The organism is Rhizobium sp. PvP014, from assembly GCF_017876855.1.
Classification (GTDB): Bacteria; Pseudomonadota; Alphaproteobacteria; order Rhizobiales; family Rhizobiaceae; genus Neorhizobium; species Neorhizobium soli.
The window spans coordinates 2640001-2661652 of record NZ_JAGIOT010000002.1; the positions used below are offsets into that span (position 1 = coordinate 2640001).

Sequence of the window (21652 nt, forward strand, 5' to 3'; positions counted from 1 at the left end):
ACGCCTTTTCAACCGGCGGCCGTCCAAAAAGCTTCGACAAGGATTTCATCCGCTCTTGGGTGGTCGAACGCTGCGATCCCTACAAGGACGATATTCCGGAAATCCCGGCCGATCTGATCGAGGAAACGGCCAAGGTTTACCGAACCGCGTATGAAACGATCACGGGCGCGCGTTTCGTGCCCGATGAGCGCGGCGAGACGGTGCTGGCGCGCATTCGCAAGAACCTCGAGCCGTATTTCGGTACTTGATCAGCAGTAGTCTCCGGCCGGTATCGGCGGCACACACTTGAGGACATCGTGCGAAGACCAAGGCGCAAGGCGGAAGAGACAAAAGCGGATATCCTGACGGCCGCCGAAGCGCTGCTCAGGAAGAAGGGTTTTGCCGGCTTTTCGATCGCCGACCTTGCAGCCGAATTGCAGATGTCGCCCGCCAATGTCTTCAAGCACTTTCAATCCAAGACGGTGCTTGCGGATGCAATCTGCGACCGGCACACCACCCGGATGATCGGTCGCTTCGACGCGAAGGACGATTCCGTCCCGGCGCCAGCGCGGCTGGGACTTGTTGCGCGCCGCCTGATGGACGCGCATCTTGCCGATATCAGGGATAATCCGCTGTTTTTCGAAATGCTGGCCATGATGGCAAGTACCGACCTGCCCAGCGGCCGGCATTATCGAAAGCTCATCGAGGATCTCTTCGAAAGCGTCGTTCGCCACGGCTTCGAAACCGGGGTCTACAAGTCCGCACCGGAAAGTACCATCGGGCGGAGCGTTGCCCCTTGCTTTGCAGGGGTCCTCCACCATGTCTTTCTTATACATGCCGACGAGGCGGAGCTGCATGCCCGCTGCGACGGACTTGTCGAACTCGTGAATGCTGCACTGCAAAGCCCGCTTGCAAAGTGACGATAAGTGAATTACGTCACTTCGAGGCTGGGCTGTGGCGGTTCCGCCCCTTGCCATGCTTCCTCCCGCTTCTTGTGGGTTAACCTGTCCCTCCCGAGGAACTCCGGTTCTTCGGAATGCGCAACGACCGGCCCTGGATCCAACGATGACCCGTCGCAAACTGCTTCTCCCCCTCCTTTTCACGGTCTTGCTCGCCTCCTGCAGCGATTCCGATCAGCAGAACGCAAACGCTCCAGCCGGCGGCGCACCTCAGAAGCCGCCGCAGGCCGTCAGTGTCGTCGTCATGCAAAAGGCCGAGCGGCCGATTACCTCGATTTTGCCGGGCCGCGCCGTTGCATTCCAGACGACCCAGATCAGGCCGCGTGTGACCGGCGCCATTCGTGAGATCAGCTTCAAGGAAGGAAGCGAAGTCAAGGCGGGCGACATCCTCTATCAGATCGAGGACAATCTTTACGAGGCGACCGTCGCGCAGGCGAGAGCGAGCCTTTCCAAGGCCGAGGTCAGCATCCCGGCCGCGCAGGCAAACCTCACCCGCTACGAGCGGCTGGTCAACAGCGGCGCGACGCAGATCGAATATGAAAATGCGAAGGTCACCCTGCTGCAGGCCCAGGCCGATGTGGCGCAGGCGCAGGCCGCTCTGCAATCGGCCGAGATCGATCTCGACCTGACCAAGATCAGGGCGCCCTTCGATGGCGTCACGACCATCTCCAATGTCAGCCTCGGCAATATCGTCACCGCCAACCAGACCGACGCGCTGTCGACACTGCGCAAGCTCGATCCGATCTATATCGATCTCATCGATTCCAGCACCAATCTCCTGGAGCTTCGTGCAGCCTTTGCGTCCGGCCGGGTCACCGGCGATCCGCGCAACGCCGAGATCCGATTGCGGTTGGAGGACGGCAAGGCTTACGAACCTGCCGGCAAGCTCGACATGTCGGAAATGGCTGTCAGCGAAACCACCGGCACGTTTCAGATCCGTGCCGTGTTCCCCAACCCGGACAATATCGTTCTGCCCGGCATGTATGTGCGTGCGACGGTGACGCTTGGCAACGAAAACGGCTATCTGATCCCGCAGCGTGCCGCGACCCGCAATGCCCGTGGTGAACTGACGGCGAAATTCGTTGGCGCGGATAACAAGGTAGAGACGCGGACCTTCACGGTCAGCACCACATCCGGCAACAACTGGCTGGTCACCGACGGCATCGCGGATGGCGATCGCCTGATCGTCGACGGGTTCCAGTGGATTGCCGACGCCGCTGCCGTCCAGCCTGTCGAAGTCACGGTCAACGAGCAGGGATTTACAGTCGAGAAGCCGAAGGTTGATGCGCCGAAGCCGTAGAGGTTGAGGTCCGCATCCCGCAACAACGCGAAGAACGCCGCCCCAAATACGGCAAGGAACAAGTGAATGGCCCATTACTTCATCCGGCGGCCCGTCTTCGCCTGGGTTATTGCGATCGTGATCATGCTCGGTGGTGCGCTTGCCATCACCACGCTGTCGATCTCGCAATATCCGGACATCGCCCCGACCACGGTGCGCATTTCTGCCAGCTATAACGGCGCCAGCGCCGAAACCGTCGAGAAATCGGTCACAACGATCATCGAAGACGGCATGACCGGTCTCGATGATCTCACCTACATGAACTCGTCGTCGTCGACGGGACGCGCGACCGTCACGCTGACATTCGGCAACTCGATCATGCCTGATATCGCCCAGGTCCAGGTGCAGAACAAGTTGCAGCTGGTACAGTCGCAGCTGCCTGACGTCGTGCAGCAGTCCGGCATCGAAGTCTCGCGCTCCACCTCCAGTATTCTGATGGTCGGCGCGCTTGTGTCGTCGGACGGCAAACGCAGTTCGGTCGATCTCGGCGACGTGTTCTCGACCCAGATCGAAGATCAGGTGAAGCGCCTGGAAGGCGTCGGCAGCATCAATATCTTCGGCTCAGGCTATGCAATGCGCGTCTGGCTCGATCCCTTCAAGCTCCAGAAATACCAGTTGACGTCGGCTGACGTCACGTCCGCGATCGAAGCGCAGAATACCCAGGTGTCCGTTGGTTCGCTCGGGGCGCAGCCCGTGTCGGAAGGCCAGCAGCTGACCGTCACCATGACAGCCCAGAGCCAGCTGACAACCGTCGACGACTTCGAGCGGATCATCCTCAAAGTCGGACAGGACGGCGCCACGGTCAGGATATCGGATATTGGCCGGGTCGAGATCGGCCAGGAAAGCTACGGTGGCAGCTCCCGCTTCAACGGCAAGCCGGCGGCGGGCTTTGCGGTTAACCTTGCGACGGGCGCCAATGCGCTTGATACCGCCGAAAGGGTAAAAACCGCCCTCAACCGGGTCGAGCCGACGCTTCCCGAAAATGTCAGCATCACCTATCCCTACGACACGACGCCGTTCGTCGAGCTGTCGATCGAAAAGGTCATTCACACGCTGATCGAAGCGATCGTTCTGGTGTTCGTGGTGCTTCTGGTCTTCCTTCAGAACCTGCGGGCAACGCTGATCCCCATGGTCGCCGTTCCGGTAGTGCTGCTTGGCACGTTCGGCATCCTTGCGCTGACGGGCTATTCGATCAACACGCTCACCATGTTCGCCATGGTGCTGGCGATCGGCCTTCTCGTGGATGACGCGATCGTCGTCGTCGAAAACGTCGAGCGCATCATGGACGAGGAAGGTTTGTCTCCGCTCGAGGCGACCGAGAAGTCCATGCATGAAATCACCGGCGCCATCATCGGCATCGCGCTGGTTCTGACGGCCGTGTTTATCCCGATGGCCTTCTTCGGTGGGTCGACAGGCATCATCTATCGCCAGTTCTCGATCACGATCGTTTCTGCCATGCTGCTTTCTGCCGTGGTTGCGATCGTGCTGACGCCGGCGCTCTGCGCGACGATCCTGAAGCCGGTCAATCACGAGAAGAAGAACAAGGGTATCGGCGCCTGGTTCAACCGCGGCTTCGACAAGACGACAAACGGCTATGTCGGATCGATCGGTTATCTTCTGAAGCGGCCGCTGCGCGTCATGCTTCTTTTCGCACTGATTGTCGGCGGTTGCGGTCTGTTGTTTTCAAGGCTCCCCAGCTCCTTCCTTCCGCAGGAAGACCAGGGCGTTCTGATGGTGCTCGTCCAGACTCCGAACGGTTCGACGACCGCCAGAACCGAGGAAGTGGTCAAGCAGATCGAGTCCTTCTTCCTCAACGACGAGAAGGACAGTGTCGCTTCGGTGTTCGGTGCGATGGGCTTCAGCTTCAACGGCACCGGCCAGAACAATGCGATGATCTTTGCCAAGCTCAAGGATTTCGACGTTCGCACCGAGCCGCAGCAGGAAGCGGCCGCCGTTGTGCAGCGGGCTCAGCGCCATTTCTTCGGACTGCGTGACGCGCAGGTGTTTGCGCTTCTGCCACCAGCAATCCAGGGCCTCGGCAATTCCAGCGGCTTTTCGATGTACCTTGTCGACAGCGGCAACAACGGCAATCCCGCTTTGACGAGCGCATCGCAGCAGCTGATGCAGATCGCGGGCAGCAACCGCAATATCGGCTCGCTGCGCAGCAACTCGCAGAGAACCGAAACGCAGCTGCAGATCCTGCTCGACCAGGAGAAGCTGGGTGCGATGGGTGTCGACCTCGCTTCGGTCAATTCGATGCTCACCACCATCTTTGCCGGTCGCGACGTCAATGACTTCACGCTCGAGAATAAGCTGAAGCCCGTCTATGTGCAGGGTGATGCGCCTTACCGCATGCAGCCGGAAGACCTCAAATACTGGTTTGCCCGCAACACCGGCGGCGAGATGGTCCCGTTTTCGTCCTTCAGCACCGTCCAGTGGAACACGGGCACGCCGCAGCTTGCGCGGTTCAACGGCGTCAGTGCCATATCGCTTGACGGCGCGACCGGCGCCGGCGTCAGCACCGGTCAGTCCATGGACGAGATGGAGAAGCTGACTGCGGCATTGCCGGGTGGCTACTCCGTGGCCTGGCAGGGCATCTCCTATCAGGAACGGTTGTCTGGCTCCCAGGCTCCCATGCTTTACGGCCTGTCCGTTCTGATCGTATTCCTCTGCCTTGCGGCACTTTATGAAAGCTGGTCGATTCCGTTCTCGGTCATTCTCGCGGTTCCGATCGGTGTCCTTGGCGCATTGGCTGCAGCCTATCTCCTTGGCCAGTCGAACGACGTCTACTTCAAGGTCGGACTTTTGACGACGATCGGATTGGCGGCGAAGAACGCCATCCTGATCGTCGAATTCGCCAAGGATCGTCAGGAGACAGGTATGGGCGTGCTCGAAGCGACCCTCGAGGCCGCAAGATTGCGCCTTCGTCCGATCATCATGACGTCGCTCGCATTCATTCTCGGCGTGGTACCACTTGCGATCGCAACGGGCGCCGGCTCTGCCGCTCAGAACGCCATCGGCATCGGCGTGCTGGGTGGTATGCTTTCTGCAACACTGCTCGGAATTTTCTTCGTTCCGTCCTTCTTTGTTGTTGTGCGCCGGTTATCAAAGCGTGAAAAACAAGTGAAGACAGTGTGAATCTGTTAACGGATTGCCAGCATCGAATCGCCGCTCGTCTGAGCGGTGAGCTGTGCATTGATTTGCTCCGTCATACGCGGAGCCACGATCTTAAGGGTTTCGGGACAAAGATATGACATCCATTCGCGTAGCCGCTCCTCTCGTCATGCTCCTTCTCTCCGGCTGCGTGGTCGGACCGAACCATCAGGCCCCGGAAGTGTCCCTGCCTGCAAAGTTTGCCGAGGGCGGACAGACGAGCAATGGCGACGTTTCCATGAAAGCCTGGTGGACGGCGTTTTCCGACACGCGCCTGAACGGCTACATGCAGACGGGCCTGGCCCAGAACCTCAGCGTTCTGCAGGCTCTGGAACGCATCAACCAGGCCCAGGCATCCGTCGTCAGCGCCGGCGCCGGCGGTCTTCCTTCGCTCGATATCGATGCGCAGGGCGAACGCAGCGGCACCAAGGACATCGGCGGGCGGCTCGGTGCCACATCGACTTCGCCGCAATCATCCGCCAGTGGTGGGGCCAGCGCGTCTTGGTTCCTCGATCTGTTCGGCCTTTACCGCCGCAGCAAGGAATCGGCTCTTGCCAGCCTCGACTCGGCCTACGCGAGCGTTGACGTCGCCCGCCTCAGCCTGCTTTCGCAGGTTGCCGCTGCCTATATCGATGTGCGCTACTATCAGGAGCGTATCGCGATCACCAAAAAGAACCTCGGTTCCCGCCGTGAAACGCTCGACCTCACCAAGCTTCAGCTTGAAGCCGGTGCGGCCTCCAGGCTTGATGTCGTTCAGGCGGAAGGTCTCGTGAATTCGACACTGTCCGAGCTGCCGGGCCTTGAGACCCAGTATCGCACGGCTGCGCACCGCATCGCGACGCTTCTCGGCATGCCGGCGTCCACACTGCTTCCTGAACTGCAGCGCGGCGCCCGCCAGCCGGTCGCCCGCTACAGCACCAAGACCGGCATTCCCGCCGACCTGATCCGCAATCGACCTGACATCCGTGCGTCTGAACGGCAGCTTGCCGCAGCCGTTGCGCAGATCGGCGTTGCCGAAGCACAGCTCTATCCGGCGATTACGCTCGGTGGCTCCATTTCGCCATCCTACACCCGCGTTGCCGGAAGCGGCGAAAGTGGCATCCTGTCCTGGTCCTTCGGTCCGGCCTTGTCTCTTCCGATCTTCGACGGCGGCGCCCTGCGTGCCAACGTCAAGTCGTCCGAATCGTCAGCCCGCGAAGCCTATCTGTCCTGGAAGCAGACGGTTCTCGATGCCGTCGAGGAAGTCGAGAACGCGCTTGCCGCCGTTGCCCGCGATGGCCGCACCGTGGCAGCGCTCCGTGCGACCGTGAAATCCTACGAGGAAGCGCTGCAGCTCGCGACCGCCAGCTATCGTGATGGCGCCTCCTCGCTGCTCGACGTTCTCGACGCACAGCGCGAAGTCTCCACCGCCCAGGCAAGTCTGGCCCAGGCCGTACAGCAAATGGCGCAGGACTATGTCTCGCTCAACGTCGCACTCGGTGGCGGTTATGCCTTCGGATCACCGACGGCACAGGTGGCCTCCGCCAAGCCGGTTCTGAAAAACTAAACAGCGAAACAGGATGGACGGGCCGGTTCGCCGGCCCTTTTCTTCTCGCAGGATCGCCAGACAACAAAAAACCTCCGAAGCCTGCGGCTCGGAGGTTTTTTAATGCTCGAATGAAGCCTGATGCTTCGATCAGTTCTTGGCGCGCTCGACGTAGGAATTGTCTTCCGTGGCAATGACGACGCGGGTGCCGGTATCAACATGCGGCGGAACGGCCGTGCGGATGCCGTTCGACAGGATCGCCGGCTTGTAGGAGGACGATGCTGTCTGTCCCTTCGTGACCGGCTCTGTCTCGACGATCTCAAGCGTGACGTGACGCGGCAGCTGCAGCGCGAGCGCGATGCCTTCATGCATAGACAGGACGCAGGTCATGCCTTCCTGCAGATACGCCTTCTGGTCGCCCATCGTATCCACGTCCACGACGATCTGATCGTAGTTTTCCGGGTTCATGAAGTGGAAGCCTTCGCCGTCTTCATAGAGGAACTGGAAGTTGACGTCTTCGACGAAGGCGCGCTCGACCTGTTCCGTGGTGCGCCAGCGTTCCGACACCTTCACGCCGTCAACGATGCGACGCATGTTGACCTGGGTCACCGGAGTGCCCTTGCCGGGGTGGAAGTTCTCGGCGGTGAGAACCACATAGAGCTTGCCGTCGACGTCGATGACGTTACCCTTGCGGACGGAAGATGCGATGACCTTGACCATTTGAATTCCTTGTTGGCGTGCCGGCTTGTAACTGCCGGGAATGCGTCGTAGAGGACCGGGCGATAACCGGCCTGAAGGACGGATGATCTGTTTTCCGGGCAACTACCGCAAAAACGCGCAAAGTGGAAGCCTTGCGGGCAAGAACCCGCGAAGAAAGCCGAAATGAGCCTGTTTCGATCCGAAGCCCGATCTGCCCCATGGTGGACACCGGAAAACCACGCCGACCGGCGGCCTTTCCTGATGGGCCGCAACGCGCTTCAAACGGCGCTGCGGGGTTTCTTCGGCAAGGCGGATTTCATCGAGGTCGACACTGCGACCTTGCAGGTATCGCCCGGCAACGAAACCCACCTTCATGCCTTCGCGACGCAAGCGCTGACGATCGACGGCCGCGCAGCGCCGCTTTACCTACACACCTCGCCGGAATTTGCCGCAAAGAAGCTGCTTGCAGCCGGCGAGAAGCGCATCTTCACCTTCGCGCATGTCTATCGCAACCGGGAGCGCGGCCCCTTGCACCACCCGGAATTCACCATGCTGGAATGGTACCGGGTTGGCGAAAACTACGAGCAACTGATGGCCGATTGCGCCGACATGCTGAAACTCGCCGCCGAGACCACGGGGACGAAGCGGTTCGCGTTTCGCGGCATGGAAACCGACCCCTTTGCCGACCCCGAAATCGTGACGCTGGCGGAAGCCTTCCTTCGATACGCCGGGATCGATCTGCTTTCCTCCGTGCAAACCGATGGCGCGACCGATCGCGACGCTCTCGCGTCCGAACTCACCCGCACCGGCCTCCGGGTTTCAAAGGACGATACCTGGGCGGATCTGTTCAGCAAGGTCTTGGTCGAAAAGATCGAACCGCATCTCGGTCAGGGCCGGGCGACGATCCTCTGCGAGTATTCCATCTCGGAAGCAGCCCTCGCCCGACCCTCGGCCCGCGATCCCCGCGTTGCCGAACGCTTCGAGCTGTACGCATGCGGCGTAGAACTGGCGAATGCTTTCGGCGAACTGACCGATGCGGCCGAACAGCGCCGCCGGTTCGAGCACGACATGGCGGAGAAAGCCCGCATCTACGGCGAGACCTATCCGATCGACGAGGATTTTCTCTCGGCCCTTTCGATCATGCCGCAGGCGAGCGGCGCAGCACTGGGCTTTGATCGCCTGGCGATGCTCGCAACCGGCGCGACCCGCATCGACCAGGTCCTGTGGGCGCCCGTCGCCGAGGTTCTGCCGTGAGCGTCGCGCGTACCTTGAAAACGCCCGAGGAACTGGCCGATGCAGGTCTGATTGCGCAAGACCGTCTCGACGGCATCCGTGCCGTCGCCGGCAGTTACGCGATCGCGCTGACGCCGACGGTCCTCTCGCTGATCGACCCGACCGATGACGCCGATCCGATTGCGCGACAATTCGTGCCCGACGCAGCCGAGCTTGTCGGCACACCGGACGAACGGGCCGATCCGATCGGCGACGCGGCGCATAGTCCGGTCAAAGGCATCGTCCACCGCTACCCGGACCGCGTCCTTCTGAAGGCCGTGCACATCTGTCCGGTTTATTGCCGTTTCTGCTTTCGCCGTGAAATGGTTGGCCCGCAGGGCGATGGAACGCTTTCGCCGGACGAACTAACGGCCGCGCTCGACTACATCCGCACTCATGAGGAAATTTGGGAAGTCATTCTGACCGGCGGCGATCCGCTTGTCCTGTCTCCGCGCCGGCTTTCCGTGATCATGGTTGGATTGGCTGAAATCGAGCATGTCAAAATCGTGCGCTTTCATACGCGCGTGCCGGCGGTCGAGCCCGAGAGGGTGGATGCGCCGATGATTGCGGCGCTGAAGGAAAGCGGCAAGACAATCTATGTGGCGCTCCACGCCAACCATCCCCGCGAAATGACTGAGGACGCGCGGGCTGCCTGCGCAAGGCTGATTGACGCCGGCTTTGCGATGGTCAGCCAGACGGTCCTGCTCAAAGGCATCAACGACGATCCGAAAGTGCTCGGCGACCTGATGAAGGCTTTCGTCGAAACGCGCATCAAACCCTACTACCTGCACCATCCGGACCTGGCGCCAGGCACAGGCCATTTCCGGCTCGATATCGCCGAGGGCCAGAGAATCGTTTCGGCTCTGCGCGGCACCATTTCCGGACTTTGCCAGCCGACATATGTGCTCGATATTCCGGGTGGCCACGGCAAGGCGGTCATCGGCGAAAGCGCTGCACGTGCTGACAACGGCTGCTATTCGGTGAGCGATTTCCGCGGCAACGAACACACCTATCCGCCGGTGTGAATTCCGTCCGCGTTCGATGATTCACGCGAAATACCGAGAGCTTAACGCCCGCAGGAAGCATTCTCCGACATCGCTTTCAGAAGCGTTGCCATCTGCGGCTTGTCGACCGTGCGAACCGGCTGGATGTTAAGGATCTCGTCTTCCGGCCACCAGTCACCGGCTGCCCAATAGGCCCAGCCCAGCCACGCATCCGGGTTGCTCTCGACGACCTTGACCATATCGACCAATGCCGACTGGCATTCCGGCTGGCGCGGAACGGCAAACTCACCCAGCAGGCCACGCCGGTTGTTCTGCTTCAACCAGGTGCCGACGTCGGAGAGCGCCTTGACCGCATCAGCGGCACGCGAGCATTCGTCATTCTTGCCGGAGAAATCCTGGTCAAGATACTGGTGCACCTCGAAAACGTAATTGTTCTGCGGGTCGACGATCGCCGACATCGCCGCGGCGTTGGTGGTGCCGTAATCGCCGGCAGACCAGCTATGGGCGCCGGTCCAGGCCGTGCCGGGAACAAGGATCAGACTGGCGGACCCGGCCTGCCGGATGGCTGCGATCGCACCGTTGGCGGCGGACACCCAGTCTTCGGCTGCAATACCATGCGGTTCGTTCATCAGACCGAACGCTATGTCTGCCTCTGTGCCAAACCGTACCGAAAGCCTGCGCCAAAAGTCGGCGAACGCGCTTTGCGGAACGTTGTCCGTCCCGATCAGATCACCCTTGTAGCGAGCGTAGTTGTGCGGATCGAGAATAACGACCATCCCGGCTTTGCGTACGAGCTCGACAGTAGCCGCAAGCCGCTTGGCCTCAGCCCGATCGAACGACGCATAGAGCTTGGGCTGCAACCTTTCCCATAGAAATGGCAGCCGAACGGCCGTGAAGCCCTTGCTTGCAAAATAGCGGATCGTTTCGGCTGAAGGGTAAGTGTAGCCTTTACCGTAGGCATCGCCAACCTTGCCGAATTCGGCACCGGCGAGATTGATGCCCCGCATACAGGTCGTGGCAGCGGAAACCGGCTGCGTCGCGAGACTGGCCGCACCGATCAAGGCGATACCCCTCAAGGCAATGCTTCTGAGGTTTCTACCCAACCAGGCCTTACCCTGAAACCGCCCCGCATATCTAGCCACCAGCATTCCTCCCGTATCTTACAAAATCCGACGAAATAAATATTCGAAAATATTGAATGACAAATGCGCGGCGGACCAAGCGCCGCGACGGTGATCAACGCGTGAAAGGCGCAAAAGGACCGGAATTTTTGACGTCCTTGCCTAAGCTGCTGTTTGTAAGGGTGGAACGTTCCATTGCTTTGAGCCGGAACGGAAAAACGCCTCCGTATTTCTGTTGTTTCCTACGCCATCGGATATGGTCCGCCGGCGTGGTTATGTCTACAAGGATTTCCGCCAAGTGCAGACCAAGGGGTTATCGATGAAAAGCTATGTACTGACCGTCACCTGCCGTTCCACGCGCGGCATTGTTGCTGCGCTTTCCGGCTTTCTGGCGGAACAGGGCTGCAACATCATCGACAGCTCGCAGTTCGACGATCTGGATACCGGACGCTTCTTCATGCGGGTATCGTTCATCTCGGAAGAAGGCGTCGGACGCTCCGCACTTTCCGAAGGTCTCAAGCCCGTCGCGGATAAGTTCGAGATGGAATGGGACATCTTCGATACCGAAGAACGCATGAAGGTGCTTCTGATGGTGTCGCGATTCGGCCATTGCCTCAACGACCTTCTCTACCGCTGGAAGATCGGCGCGCTGCCGATCGATATCGTCGGCGTCGTCTCCAACCACTTTGAATACCAGAAGCAGGTGGTCAACAACGATATCCCCTTCCACCACATCAAGGTGACGAAGGAAAACAAGCCGAAGGCAGAGGCGCAGTTGCTTGAGGTCGTGGAGGCAAGCGGTGCCGAACTGGTGGTTCTGGCCCGTTACATGCAGGTTCTGTCGGATCAGCTGTGCCAGAAAATGTCGGGCAAGATCATCAACATCCACCACTCCTTCCTGCCCAGCTTCAAGGGTGCAAACCCTTACAAGCAGGCGTATCAGCGCGGCGTGAAGCTGATTGGGGCGACAGCCCATTACGTCACTGCTGATCTCGACGAAGGCCCGATCATCGAGCAGGACACGGTGCGCATTACCCACGCGCAATCGCCCGACGATTATGTCTCGCTTGGCCGTGATGTGGAAAGCCAGGTTCTGGCCCGCGCGATCCATGCGCATATCCACCACCGCACCTTCATCAACGGCAATCGCACGGTGGTCTTCCCGCCGAGCCCCGGCTCCTACGCCTCCGAGCGTATGGGGTAATCCATCCGAGTCATCTAATGCTTTGATCCGACTGTCGGTTTACCGACGGTCGGCGCAGCGCCGGATAACAACGTGTCACAATAACTTTAGCCGGTCTCATCTTGTCGCAGACGAGGCCCGCACCTATTTCCTGGCTTGTCGAAGGACAGGCCATCGCGAATGAAATTTCACATTTCCGCCGCGATACTGTCATCAGACAGAAAAATATTTCCTTTAAAAGGATTTTCGTTGATCGCGTTCTGCGAGTCACCTAAAGTCCACTTTCGATCGACGGACGTTTTCCGTCGGCATTTTACGCAACGCCATGAGGGAGAGTGACATGATTAAACCTGCTTACGTCGCCGCCTGCGGTCGGTTCGCGTATAAGATGCTAGGCACGGAGCGTAGCTCCCTTCCGTGCTGTCGAATGTAGACCTTTCAGTTCTTTCGTTCCTGAAAATCCATTCGCCAGTGCTGCGCTTTAGGCAGCAAACGCGGGAGCATGCTATGCAGAAGCAAGTTATAGAATTCGGCGGCGAGCCCGTCGGTATCGTTATCCCGGATGAAGACCGGTTGAAATTCATTGCCGTGAAGTTTCACGTCATCGATCTCGATGAGCAGCGTTTCAATTCGCCCGACGAAGTGAAACTGGCCATCCGTGACCTAGTGCGTGCACGCGCCCAGGCACCGACGGCGCTTGCCTGATCAAACCTGATCGTCGAGACAGAAAAGCCGCCCTTGAGGCGGCTTTTCTATGTAAGGCATCACGGATCAGAACGCCGTGAACGTCATCGTCGTCAGCGACCGCTCGATACCGGGGATCGAGGCAATCTTCTCGTTGACGAAGCGGCCGATTTCATCGTCGCCGCTGATATAAACTTTCAGAAGCAGGTCCCAGTCGCCGCTGGTGGAATAGAGTTCGGAAGCCAGCTCGGTCTTGTAGATCGCATCGGCGACCTCGTAGGTCTTGCCGGGCTTGCAGCGAAGCTGGACGAATATCGGTTTCATCAGGGTCTTCCCGTCGGTCGGTCAAAACAATAACAATCTCACGGACTATTGGCCGATAGCGCCGGTGATCGCAAGTGACCGGTCGCCATCCGCTTCGATCTCCCGCGAGATCCAGTCGCGAAAGACGGCAAGCGGCGGGTAGGTTGCGCGGTCGGGTGGATAGGCGAGATAATATTGTCCCGTCCCCATCGATCCCCCGGCAACCGCCCCCACCAGCAGCCCCTGCTGCAATTCGCGTTCGATCAGGAAGCGCGGCAGCAGCGCCGTGCCGAGACCTGCGACGGCCGCCTCGACCATGGTCGCGAACTGGTCAAACAGCATGCCGTGCAGTGCGTCGAACTCGGTTGTCGCTGTGCGGAACCACGTCTCCCAGGCATCCGGCCGGCTGTTGAGGTGAAGCAGCGGCGCATGCACCAGATCACCCGGTGCCTGGATGGCATGCTTCCTTAGGAAAGCCGGGCTGCAGGCCGGGATCACATCCTCGTCCATCAGGAATGTCAGGGCAGCACCCGGCCAGCGCGCCGAGCCGAAATGGATCGCCGCATCCAGCGTATCGAACCGGAAGTCGAACGGCTCCAGCCGGGTGGTCAGGTTGACGACGACGCCGGGGTGAAGATCGAGAAACCGGCCGATCCTTGGCGTGAGCCAGCGCGTGCCGAAAAACGGCAGGATGCCGAGATTGAGCGTTCCACCGGACGGATTGGCCCGAAGGTTCAGCGACGCATTGGAAATCCGCCGCAACGCCTCGCGCACCTCGCGTGCATAGGCATCGCCGGCAAGCGTCAGCCGAATCGTTTGCCGCTCGCGCAGGAACAGCGCCACGCCCAGCTGTTTCTCCAGCGCGGAGATCTGGCGGCTGACGGCACTCTGCGTCAGGCCGAGTTCGTGCGCCGCCGCAGTGACGCTGCCACTGCGAGCCGCCGCCTCGAAGGCGGCAAGAAGCGAAAACGATGGAAGAAACCGTCTTGGCGGGAGCATTGTCATTCCTCCCGCGAATGACCTGTTGAGATTATGTCGATATTCATCGGGAAACCAGTTCTGTAAAGTCTGCAAAACATAAAGTGCGGGAACTTTCGATGCTCGACGACCAGCGCTCCCACGGCCTCTGGGAAAGAACTGCTCCTGCGGCTCCTTCCACTCTTCCTCTGAGAGGATCAACGTCGTCGGACGTGGTGATCGTCGGCGGCGGTTACACCGGTCTCTCCGCGGCCTTGCATCTGGCGGAACGCGGTGTCGACGTGGTTCTCCTCGAGGCCGCCGAGATCGGCTTTGGCGGTGCCGGCCGCAATGTCGGGCTGATCAACGCCGGCATGTGGGTCATGCCCGACGATTTTCCGAAAGAACTCGGCGATCTCTACGGCGAACGGGCACTCGACCTGCTCGGCAACGGCCCCTACCTCGTCCGCGAACTGATCGAGAAGCACGCCATCGCCTGCGAGCTCGAAACCAACGGCACGCTCCACTGCGCTGTCGGTGACAAGGGACTGCGGGAACTGGAGGAACGCGCGCGCCAATGGCAAAAGCGCGGTGCCCCGGTCACCATGCTGGATGCCGCAGAGACCGAACGCCGGATCGGCACGAACGCCTATTCGGGCGCGCTCCTCGACATGCGCGCCGGCACGCTTCAGCCGCTCGCCTATGCCCGCGGCCTCGCCCATGTGGCCATCAGGGCCGGGGCGAAACTCCACACGGCTAGCGCCGTCATCGAGACGTCCGAGGCCGATGGCAAGAAGATCGTCAAGACTGCTGACGGCGAAGTTCACGCCGACTGGATCATCGTATCGACCGACGCCTACAGCACCGGCCCATGGGCGCAGATACGGCGCGAACAGGTGCACCTGCCCTATTTCAACCTGGCAACAAAGCCGCTGTCCGCCAACCTGCGCGGATCGGTCCTGCCGAATTCCGAAGGCTGCTGGGATACGAAGGAAGTCCTGTCCTCCTTCCGGATGGACCAAGCCGGCCGCCTTGTCTTCGGGTCCGTCGGCGCATTGCGCGGAACGGGCCTCGACATCCACAAATCCTGGGCGCGGCGGTCGCTGAAGCGGCTTTTCCCGCAGCTTGGCGACGTGGAATTCGAGGCCGAATGGTATGGCAAGATCGGCATGACCGACAACGCCCTGCCGCGCTTCCACAAATTCGGCCGCAACGTCATCGGCTTTTCCGGCTATAACGGTCGCGGCATCTCGCCGGGCACCAATTTCGGCAAGGTTCTTGCCCGCCATATCCTTGGCGAGATCACCGAGGAAGACCTGCCGCTGCCGCTGACCACGGTCACGGAACCAGGCTTTCGCACCATAAAGGAAGCCTATTACGAGGCCGGCGCCCAGATCGCTCATTTCACGGGCGAACGCTTCTGACCCAGAACGAATATCGGCGCACCTGTTGTCAAACCGGCGCCGATTTGTAGATTGACCCCAAATTTCGATATCCGGAGACCGACATGACGCTCGCCAAACTCGACCTCGTCGCCGAAGTGGACAAGATCTTTGCTGATCTCGGCGTCACAGCCGACCAGTACAAGGGCGGGACACTCAACGTCCGCTCGCCGATCACGGGCACGGAAATCGGCAAGCTGCCGGAAGTGAGCGCAGACGATGCGAGAGCGGCAATCGACGCAGCGCATCAGGCCTTCCTCGAATGGCGCCTTGTGCCGGCGCCCAAGCGCGGTGAACTGATCCGGCTGCTGGGCGAGGAACTGCGTGCCGCCAAGACTTCCCTCGGTCGCCTCGTGTCGATCGAAGTCGGCAAGGTCACATCCGAAGGTCTCGGTGAAGTCCAGGAAATGATCGACATCTGCGATTTCGCAGTCGGCCTCTCGCGCCAGCTCTACGGCCTGACGATTGCAACCGAGCGTTCCGAGCACCGGATGATGGAAACCTGGCATCCGCTTGGCCCCGTCGGCATCATCTCCGCCTTCAACTTCCCCGTCGCCGTCTGGTCGTGGAATGCAGCGCTTGCCCTCGTCTGCGGCAATTCCACCATCTGGAAGCCTTCGGAAAAGACCCCGCTCACCGCACTCGCCACCCAGGCGATCTTCGAAAAGGCACTGTCGCGCTATGTCGCCGACGGTGGAAAAGCCCCACAAAACCTCTCGACCCTGCTGATCGGCGGCCGCGACATCGGCGAAATCCTCGTTGACCACGACAAGGTGCCGCTGGTCTCTGCGACCGGCTCGACCCGCATGGGCCGCGAAGTCGGTCCGCGGCTGGCCAAGCGCTTTGCCCGCTCCATTCTCGAACTCGGCGGCAACAACGCCGCGATCGTCACCCAGACGGCCGATCTCGATCTGACCCTGCGCGGTGTCGCCTTCTCTGCCATGGGCACAGCCGGACAGCGCTGCACGACGCTCCGCCGCCTCTTCGTCCATGACAGCGTCTATGATGCGCTCGTGCCGCGCCTTGCCAAGGCCTACCAGTCGGTCACCATCGGCTCCCCGCTGCAGGACGGCAATCTCGTCGGCCCGCTGATCGATCAGGCCGCTTTCGACAAAATGCAGGCAGCACTCGAGGCAGCCAAGGCCGCCGGAGGCACAGTCGTTGGCGGTGAACGCCTGCTGGATGGCGAAGCGGCTGATGCCTATTACGTGCGTCCGGCCATCGTCGAAATGCCTGATCAGACCGGCCCGGTCAGAGACGAAACCTTCGCACCGATCCTCTACGTCATCAGATATCAGGACTTCGACGAAGCGATTGCGCTGCATAACGATGTGCCGCAGGGCCTGTCCTCGTCGATCTTCACCAACGACATCCGGGAAGCCGAAGCCTTCGTATCGGCGCGCGGTTCCGATTGCGGCATTGCCAATGTGAATATCGGCCCTTCGGGCGCTGAAATCGGTGGCGCTTTCGGCGGCGAAAAGGAAACCGGCGGCGGCCGCGAATCGGGCTCCGATGCATGGCGCGCCTATATGCGCCGCGCCACCAACACCGTGAACTATGGCCGCACCCTGCCGCTCGCGCAGGGCGTCAAGTTCGATATCGACTGATGCTTGCATGAAGGCGCCATTGAACCTCCTTACCGATATCGAGGGCGTGGCCGTTGGCCACGCGACCGATCTGCAGCTTGGCTCGGGCGTCACCGCGATCATCTTCGACGAGCCGGCGGTCGCCTCCGGCTCGGTTCTCGGCGGTGCACCGGGTGGGCGCGAGACCGCCCTTCTCGACCCGTCCATGACGGTGCAGACAGTCGATGCCTTCGTTCTCTCGGGCGGCTCGGCCTTTGGGCTGGACGCAGCCGGCGGGGTGCAGGCGGGCCTGCGCCAGATCGGCCGCGGCTTTCCCGTCGGTTCTGCCAAAGTGCCGATCGTGCCGCAGGCAATCCTCATGGATCTTCTGAACGGCGGCAACAAGGACTGGGGCCTCCATTCTCCCTATCGCGACATGGGCTACGACGCCTTATGCGCCGCCCAGAAAGGCACATTCGCGCTCGGCACAGTCGGGGCCGGCACCGGCGCTACGACCGCGACCGTCAAGGGCGGCATCGGTTCGGCAAGCGCGAAGACCGCGTCCGGGCACACGATTGCCGTCCTCATGGCCGTGAATGCCATGGGCGCCGCAACGGTCGGTGATACCAAGCATTTCTGGTCGGCACCGTTCGAAGAGAATGATGAATTCGGTGGTCTCGGCCTTCCCGCGACATTCACGGCCGACCACACGGCCCTGCGAATGAAGGGCGTGACGTTGAAGGCAACCACGATCGGCGTAATCGTCACGGATGCAGTTCTGACCAAGGCGCAGGCGCACAGGCTGTCGATCATGGCCCATGACGGACTGGCACGCGCCGTCTTGCCGGCACATCTGCCGGGAGATGGCGACACGATCTTTTCAGCCGCCACCGGAAAGGTCCCGATGGATGACATGGGCGCCTTCGCCGAACTCTGCCACCTCGCGACCCTGGTCACGGCAAGAGCCGTTGCTAGGGGTGTATTCGAGGCGACCGCGCTGCCAAACGCTAACGCCCAACCATCCTGGCGAGACCGGTTCGGCGGCTAAAAGTCTCCGAGTGCCGCTTCCAGCCGAGACCAGTCCTTCTCTTCAGGCATCCCCAGCCGTAGATCGTCCGGACGCTCGCTAAAGCGGCGAGTGATGATCCCGTGTTCGCCGAGATGCTGGAAGAGACCTTGAGCACGCCTGTCACGTATAAAACGAAACAATGACGTGCCGCCGAAGACCGGAATGCCGGCAGCGGACAGAGCTGCGTCCAGCCTCCCAGCATCTGCGCCGAGCCTGGTTCGCATAGCGGCCTGCCAATCGGCATCGGCCAGCGCTTCGGATGCCACATGCAAAGCCGGACCGGAGACCGCCCAGGGCCCGAGCCTCTCCTCGATCTTCACGGTGATATCGGGATGGCCGATCGCAAAGCCCAGCCGCAGGCCGGCCATGCCATAGAACTTGCCGAAGGAGCGCAACACGATCAGCCCGCCCTCGCCGACAGCGCCGACAACGCTCTGCGCTTCCGACACATCCATGAAGGCCTCATCGACGACGAGCAGCCCGCCCTTCGCGCGCATGATTTCGGCCAGCGCCAGAATGTCATCCGTCGACACGATCCGCCCGGTCGGATTGTTCGGGTTGACGATGACGGCGAGACTGGATGTCGCAAGATCGCCGAGATCATCCGTCTCCAGAACCTTAAAGCCTGCCATCGTCGCGGCACGCGCATGTTCCGCATAGGTGGGCGATAGAATAGCTGCCGTTCCGGTCGCTCCGACAAGACCGGCGATGATCGGCAGCAGGATCTGCGTTCCCGGCCCGGCCACGATATGAGCGGGTGACGGTGCCCGATATGCCTCAGCCGCTGCGGCCCTCAGCCTCTCGAGCGATGAAGGCTCCGGCAGACGCGCAAAAACATTGCCGGGGATCGGCGTATGCGGATAGGAATGCGGGTTGATGCCGGTCGACAGATCGATCCACGGCTCGGGCGCGTGAGGAAACAGCGCGCGCGCCATGGCAAGGTTGCCGCCATGCTGTATCGGACTGCCCAACTCAGAGATCGCCAACGTCATGTTCCTTCTCGCATTCTTCGCACTGATCACCGAGCGCATCGTCGGCTATCCGGACTGGCTGTTCAAACGCGTCGGCCATCCTGTCACCTGGATCGGCGCGCTGATATCCGCACTCGACAGAAGATGGAACCGCGAGGGCGATGATTTCGCCAGCCGCAAACGCATGGGCATTCTCGCGCTCATCGTCCTGATCGGCTGCACCGTCGCTGCGGCACTGGCGATTGCGGCCATCCTCATGCTTTTGCCCTTCGGACCGATCCTTCTCGTTCTTGCAGCAGCCAGCCTGCCTGCCCAGAAGAGTCTTGAGACTCACGTGGAAGCCGTGGCAACCGCCTTGCGCTACAACGGGCTCGACGCTGGACGCAAGGCCGTCTCGATGATTGTCGGCCGCGATCCGGAAAAGCTCGATGACGCCGCGGTTTGCCGTGCTGCGATCGAAAGCCTGGCCGAGAATTTTTCGGACGGCGTCGTCGCCCCTGCCTTCTGGCTCGGCATCGGCGGCCTCTCGGGCGGCGCGGCCTACAAGGCTGCCAATACCGCCGACAGCATGATCGGCCACCGGTCGCCGCGTCATGAAGCGTTCGGCTGGGCCGCGGCCCGGTTCGATGACCTGATCAATCTGCCGGCCTCGCGGCTGACGGCCGCGCTGTTCGTCGTGGCCGCTGTCTTCGTCAAGGACGCCTCGCCCCGCGATGCCATGCGTGCAATCCGCCGGGACGCGAAACATCATCGTTCGCCGAACGCCGGCTGGCCGGAAGCGGCGATGGCGGGTGCGCTTGGCATTGCGCTGGCTGGTCCCCGCAGTTACGGCGGCCAGATGATCGAAGCCCGCTACATGGGAGAAGGCAACCGGACCAACCTGAATTTCGACGACATTACCCGCGCCCTCAAGCTTGCGCGCGTGGCGGATGCGCTGCTGATCGGCCTGTTCGGCATTCTGGCGCTGCTCATCTGGCAATTTTGAGCAATCCGTCGATATCGAGATGCTGCTCCATATGCGCGGCAAGGCGATCGAGAATGGCATCGACATTGGCTTCGTAATTCAGGCCCGACACCGTACCGCCGAGGCGAGACAGCCAGGCCGAACGCTGCCGGTCGTCGGAAAACAATCCGTGCACATAGGTGCCGACCACCCTGCCATCCCGAGACGACGCACCTTCCGGAGTGCCGGCAATGCTCGAAAACGGACGTGAACAGTCGGCGCCGGTGGTATGACCCGTATGCATTTCATAGCCGGCGAAGGATATCCCGTCGGAGCTGACACCCTCGACAGCCTCCAGCCGCTTTGACGCCGACAGCACGGTTTCGACATCGAGAAGCCCCAGCCCTTCCGCCGAACCGGGAGGGCCCTCCGATCCCTCCGGATCCGATATCCGTCTGCCGAGCATCTGGTACCCGCCGCACAGCCCGAGAACGCGCCCGCCGCGCCTGTGATGAGCCGCGATATCCGTATCGAAGCCCGCTTCCCGCAGCGCCGCCAGATCAGCGATCGTCGCCTTGGAGCCGACCAGCAACACGAGATCGCAGTCACCTGGAATGGCCTCACCGCGCCTGACACGGATGAGCTCGACATCCGGCTCCGCTTCCAGCGGATCGAGATCATCAAAATTGGAAATATGCGGCAGGATCGGCACTGCGATACGCAGTTTCGCGCCGGGCTTGCGTGCAAACGACTGGGTCAGGCCAAGCGCATCTTCTGCCGGCAGAAGTGCTGCATCGGCGAAATGCGGCAACAGTCCGATCGACTGCCAGCCGGTAAACGCACCGATCATCCGCATGCCCTCGGCAAACAAGGCCGGATCGCCGCGAAAGCGGTTGACGATAAAGCCGTGGATCATATCAGCGTCATCGTCATCGATGACGAGTTTGGTGCCGGCGAGGCTCGCAATCACGCCGCCCCGGTCGATATCGCCGATCAGAACCACCGGCACATCGGCAGCGCGGGCAAAACCCATATTGGCAATGTCGTTCTGGCGAAGGTTGATTTCGGACGCGCTGCCGGCCCCCTCGACGAGGACGAGGTCTGCCCTGGCTTTCAGGATCTCGAAGCTCTCAAGCACCCGCGAAAGCAGCCTCGGCTTCAGAAGCTGGTATTCGGCCGCCTTGGCATTGCCCTCGACCCTGCCCTGCACCACCACTTGGGCGCCGACTTCGCTTTGGGGCTTCAACAGAACCGGGTTCATATGGACGCTGAGCGGCACGCTGGCCGCCCTCGCCTGCAGGGCTTGCGCCCGGCCGATCTCGCCGCCATCGGCAGTGACCGCAGCATTGTTGGACATGTTCTGCGGCTTGAAGGGCAGGACACTCAAGCCCCGCAGCGTCAAGACGCGGGCAAGCCCGGCAACGACCAGCGACTTGCCCACATCCGAGCCTGTCCCCTGAAACATGAGAGCGCGCGCCACCACC

19 protein-coding genes (1 of these 19 cut by a window edge) are annotated in these 21652 nt (G+C 61.2%); 13 read left to right on the forward strand and 6 right to left on the reverse strand.

What is annotated here, in order from left to right:
* The 5 genes from J3A65_RS17320 to J3A65_RS17340 all read left to right on the forward strand — a co-directional run.
* Positions 1-248: the 3' end of a phosphoribosylaminoimidazolesuccinocarboxamide synthase gene (locus J3A65_RS17320; RefSeq protein WP_092665508.1), read on the forward strand. Its footprint begins 700 nt before the window's first position; 248 of the gene's 948 nt are visible here — the last part of the coding sequence; its start codon lies beyond the left edge, outside the window; it ends in the stop codon at positions 246-248.
* Positions 249-296: 48 nt separating this feature from the next.
* Positions 297-899: a TetR family transcriptional regulator gene (locus J3A65_RS17325; protein ID WP_062463649.1), complete on the forward strand. Its 603-nt coding sequence runs from the start codon at positions 297-299 to the stop codon at positions 897-899.
* Between the two features lie 145 nt (positions 900-1044).
* Positions 1045-2238 (forward strand): efflux RND transporter periplasmic adaptor subunit, encoded by a 1194-nt coding sequence (locus tag J3A65_RS17330; protein WP_209902472.1) that lies wholly within the window; start codon positions 1045-1047, stop codon positions 2236-2238.
* A gap of 66 nt (positions 2239-2304) precedes the next feature.
* A complete protein-coding gene (locus J3A65_RS17335) occupies positions 2305-5415 on the forward strand; it encodes an efflux RND transporter permease subunit (RefSeq protein WP_062463643.1) in 3111 nt (1036 codons plus the stop codon).
* 112 nt (positions 5416-5527) lie between these two features.
* On the forward strand, positions 5528-6976 hold the full coding sequence (locus tag J3A65_RS17340; RefSeq protein WP_209902474.1) for an efflux transporter outer membrane subunit: 1449 nt from the start codon (positions 5528-5530) through the stop codon (positions 6974-6976).
* Positions 6977-7105: 129 nt separating this feature from the next.
* On the opposite strand, the gene efp is transcribed toward J3A65_RS17340, so the two are convergent.
* Positions 7106-7675 (reverse strand): elongation factor P, encoded by a 570-nt coding sequence (gene efp / locus J3A65_RS17345; RefSeq protein WP_062463637.1) that lies wholly within the window; start codon positions 7673-7675, stop codon positions 7106-7108.
* A 162-nt stretch (positions 7676-7837) separates the two neighbouring features.
* On the opposite strand from efp, the gene epmA reads away from it, so the two are divergent.
* Positions 7838-8908, forward strand: a complete 1071-nt coding sequence (epmA, locus tag J3A65_RS17350) for an EF-P lysine aminoacylase EpmA (protein WP_209902476.1) — start codon at positions 7838-7840, stop codon at positions 8906-8908.
* Complete coding sequence (locus tag J3A65_RS17355; RefSeq protein ID WP_209902479.1) at positions 8905-9951, forward strand: lysine-2,3-aminomutase-like protein; 1047 nt, start codon at positions 8905-8907, stop codon at positions 9949-9951. Before epmA ends, J3A65_RS17355 begins: the two co-directional genes overlap by 4 nt.
* A gap of 41 nt (positions 9952-9992) precedes the next feature.
* Here the strand turns inward: J3A65_RS17355 and J3A65_RS17360 are convergent, their stop codons facing one another.
* Positions 9993-11072: a glycoside hydrolase family 5 protein gene (locus J3A65_RS17360; protein WP_342344804.1), complete on the reverse strand. Its 1080-nt coding sequence runs from the start codon at positions 11070-11072 to the stop codon at positions 9993-9995.
* A 298-nt stretch (positions 11073-11370) separates the two neighbouring features.
* On the opposite strand from J3A65_RS17360, the gene purU reads away from it, so the two are divergent.
* Positions 11371-12255, forward strand: coding sequence for a formyltetrahydrofolate deformylase (gene purU, locus J3A65_RS17365; RefSeq protein WP_209902480.1), 885 nt, complete (start codon positions 11371-11373; stop codon positions 12253-12255).
* A gap of 486 nt (positions 12256-12741) precedes the next feature.
* The gene (locus tag J3A65_RS17370) at positions 12742-12939 is read left to right on the forward strand and encodes a hypothetical protein (protein WP_062576904.1); all 198 of its coding nucleotides are present in this window, start codon (positions 12742-12744) and stop codon (positions 12937-12939) included.
* 66 nt (positions 12940-13005) lie between these two features.
* Here J3A65_RS17370 and J3A65_RS17375 read toward each other — a convergent pair whose 3' ends face one another.
* Both J3A65_RS17375 and J3A65_RS17380 read right to left on the reverse strand, forming a co-directional pair.
* Positions 13006-13242, reverse strand: a complete 237-nt coding sequence (locus J3A65_RS17375) for an Lrp/AsnC ligand binding domain-containing protein (protein WP_062463623.1) — start codon at positions 13240-13242, stop codon at positions 13006-13008.
* Between the two features lie 45 nt (positions 13243-13287).
* Positions 13288-14226 carry a LysR family transcriptional regulator gene (locus J3A65_RS17380; RefSeq protein ID WP_209902482.1) on the reverse strand — a complete coding sequence of 313 codons (939 nt, stop codon included), beginning with the start codon at positions 14224-14226 and terminating at the stop codon, positions 13288-13290.
* A gap of 92 nt (positions 14227-14318) precedes the next feature.
* Between J3A65_RS17380 and J3A65_RS17385 the strand changes: the two genes are divergently transcribed.
* The 3 genes from J3A65_RS17385 (at position 14319) to J3A65_RS17395 (ending at position 18233) form a co-directional block, all read left to right on the forward strand.
* On the forward strand, positions 14319-15602 hold the full coding sequence (locus J3A65_RS17385; RefSeq protein ID WP_209902484.1) for an FAD-binding oxidoreductase: 1284 nt from the start codon (positions 14319-14321) through the stop codon (positions 15600-15602).
* An 83-nt stretch (positions 15603-15685) separates the two neighbouring features.
* Entirely contained in the window at positions 15686-17227 is a 1542-nt protein-coding gene (locus J3A65_RS17390) for an aldehyde dehydrogenase family protein (RefSeq protein ID WP_209902486.1), read from the forward strand.
* Positions 17228-17234: 7 nt separating this feature from the next.
* Positions 17235-18233, forward strand: a complete 999-nt coding sequence (locus J3A65_RS17395; protein ID WP_209902488.1) for a P1 family peptidase — start codon at positions 17235-17237, stop codon at positions 18231-18233.
* On the opposite strand, the gene cobD is transcribed toward J3A65_RS17395, so the two are convergent.
* Entirely contained in the window at positions 18230-19246 is a 1017-nt protein-coding gene (gene cobD / locus J3A65_RS17400) for a threonine-phosphate decarboxylase CobD (RefSeq protein WP_209902490.1), read from the reverse strand. The two genes, J3A65_RS17395 and cobD, sit on opposite strands and share 4 nt — an antisense overlap.
* On the opposite strand from cobD, the gene cbiB reads away from it, so the two are divergent.
* A complete protein-coding gene (cbiB, locus tag J3A65_RS17405) occupies positions 19245-20210 on the forward strand; it encodes an adenosylcobinamide-phosphate synthase CbiB (protein WP_209902492.1) in 966 nt (321 codons plus the stop codon). The genes cobD and cbiB overlap by 2 nt on opposite strands.
* Here cbiB and J3A65_RS17410 read toward each other — a convergent pair.
* Positions 20194-21651 (reverse strand): cobyric acid synthase, encoded by a 1458-nt coding sequence (locus J3A65_RS17410; RefSeq protein WP_209902494.1) that lies wholly within the window; start codon positions 21649-21651, stop codon positions 20194-20196. The two genes, cbiB and J3A65_RS17410, sit on opposite strands and share 17 nt — an antisense overlap.
* Position 21652 lies beyond the last annotated feature (1 nt).

Excerpts from the sequence above, each read along its gene's own strand:
- J3A65_RS17330 (WP_209902472.1), top strand. The coding sequence starts at position 1,045 with ATGACCCGTCGCAAACTGCTTCTCCCCCTCCTTTTCACGGTCTTGCTC.
- J3A65_RS17335 (WP_062463643.1), top strand. The coding sequence starts at position 2,305 with ATGGCCCATTACTTCATCCGGCGGCCCGTCTTCGCCTGGGTTATTGCG.
- J3A65_RS17340 (WP_209902474.1), top strand. The coding sequence starts at position 5,528 with ATGACATCCATTCGCGTAGCCGCTCCTCTCGTCATGCTCCTTCTCTCC.
- efp (WP_062463637.1), bottom strand. The coding sequence starts at position 7,675 with ATGGTCAAGGTCATCGCATCTTCCGTCCGCAAGGGTAACGTCATCGAC.
- epmA (WP_209902476.1), top strand. The coding sequence starts at position 7,838 with ATGAGCCTGTTTCGATCCGAAGCCCGATCTGCCCCATGGTGGACACCG.
- purU (WP_209902480.1), top strand. The coding sequence starts at position 11,371 with ATGAAAAGCTATGTACTGACCGTCACCTGCCGTTCCACGCGCGGCATT.
- J3A65_RS17370 (WP_062576904.1), top strand. The coding sequence starts at position 12,742 with ATGCAGAAGCAAGTTATAGAATTCGGCGGCGAGCCCGTCGGTATCGTT.
- J3A65_RS17375 (WP_062463623.1), bottom strand. The coding sequence starts at position 13,242 with ATGAAACCGATATTCGTCCAGCTTCGCTGCAAGCCCGGCAAGACCTAC.
- J3A65_RS17380 (WP_209902482.1), bottom strand. The coding sequence starts at position 14,226 with ATGACAATGCTCCCGCCAAGACGGTTTCTTCCATCGTTTTCGCTTCTT.
- J3A65_RS17385 (WP_209902484.1), top strand. The coding sequence starts at position 14,319 with ATGCTCGACGACCAGCGCTCCCACGGCCTCTGGGAAAGAACTGCTCCT.
- J3A65_RS17390 (WP_209902486.1), top strand. The coding sequence starts at position 15,686 with ATGACGCTCGCCAAACTCGACCTCGTCGCCGAAGTGGACAAGATCTTT.
- J3A65_RS17395 (WP_209902488.1), top strand. The coding sequence starts at position 17,235 with ATGAAGGCGCCATTGAACCTCCTTACCGATATCGAGGGCGTGGCCGTT.
- cbiB (WP_209902492.1), top strand. The coding sequence starts at position 19,245 with ATGTTCCTTCTCGCATTCTTCGCACTGATCACCGAGCGCATCGTCGGC.
- cobD (WP_209902490.1), bottom strand. The coding sequence starts at position 19,246 with ATGACGTTGGCGATCTCTGAGTTGGGCAGTCCGATACAGCATGGCGGC.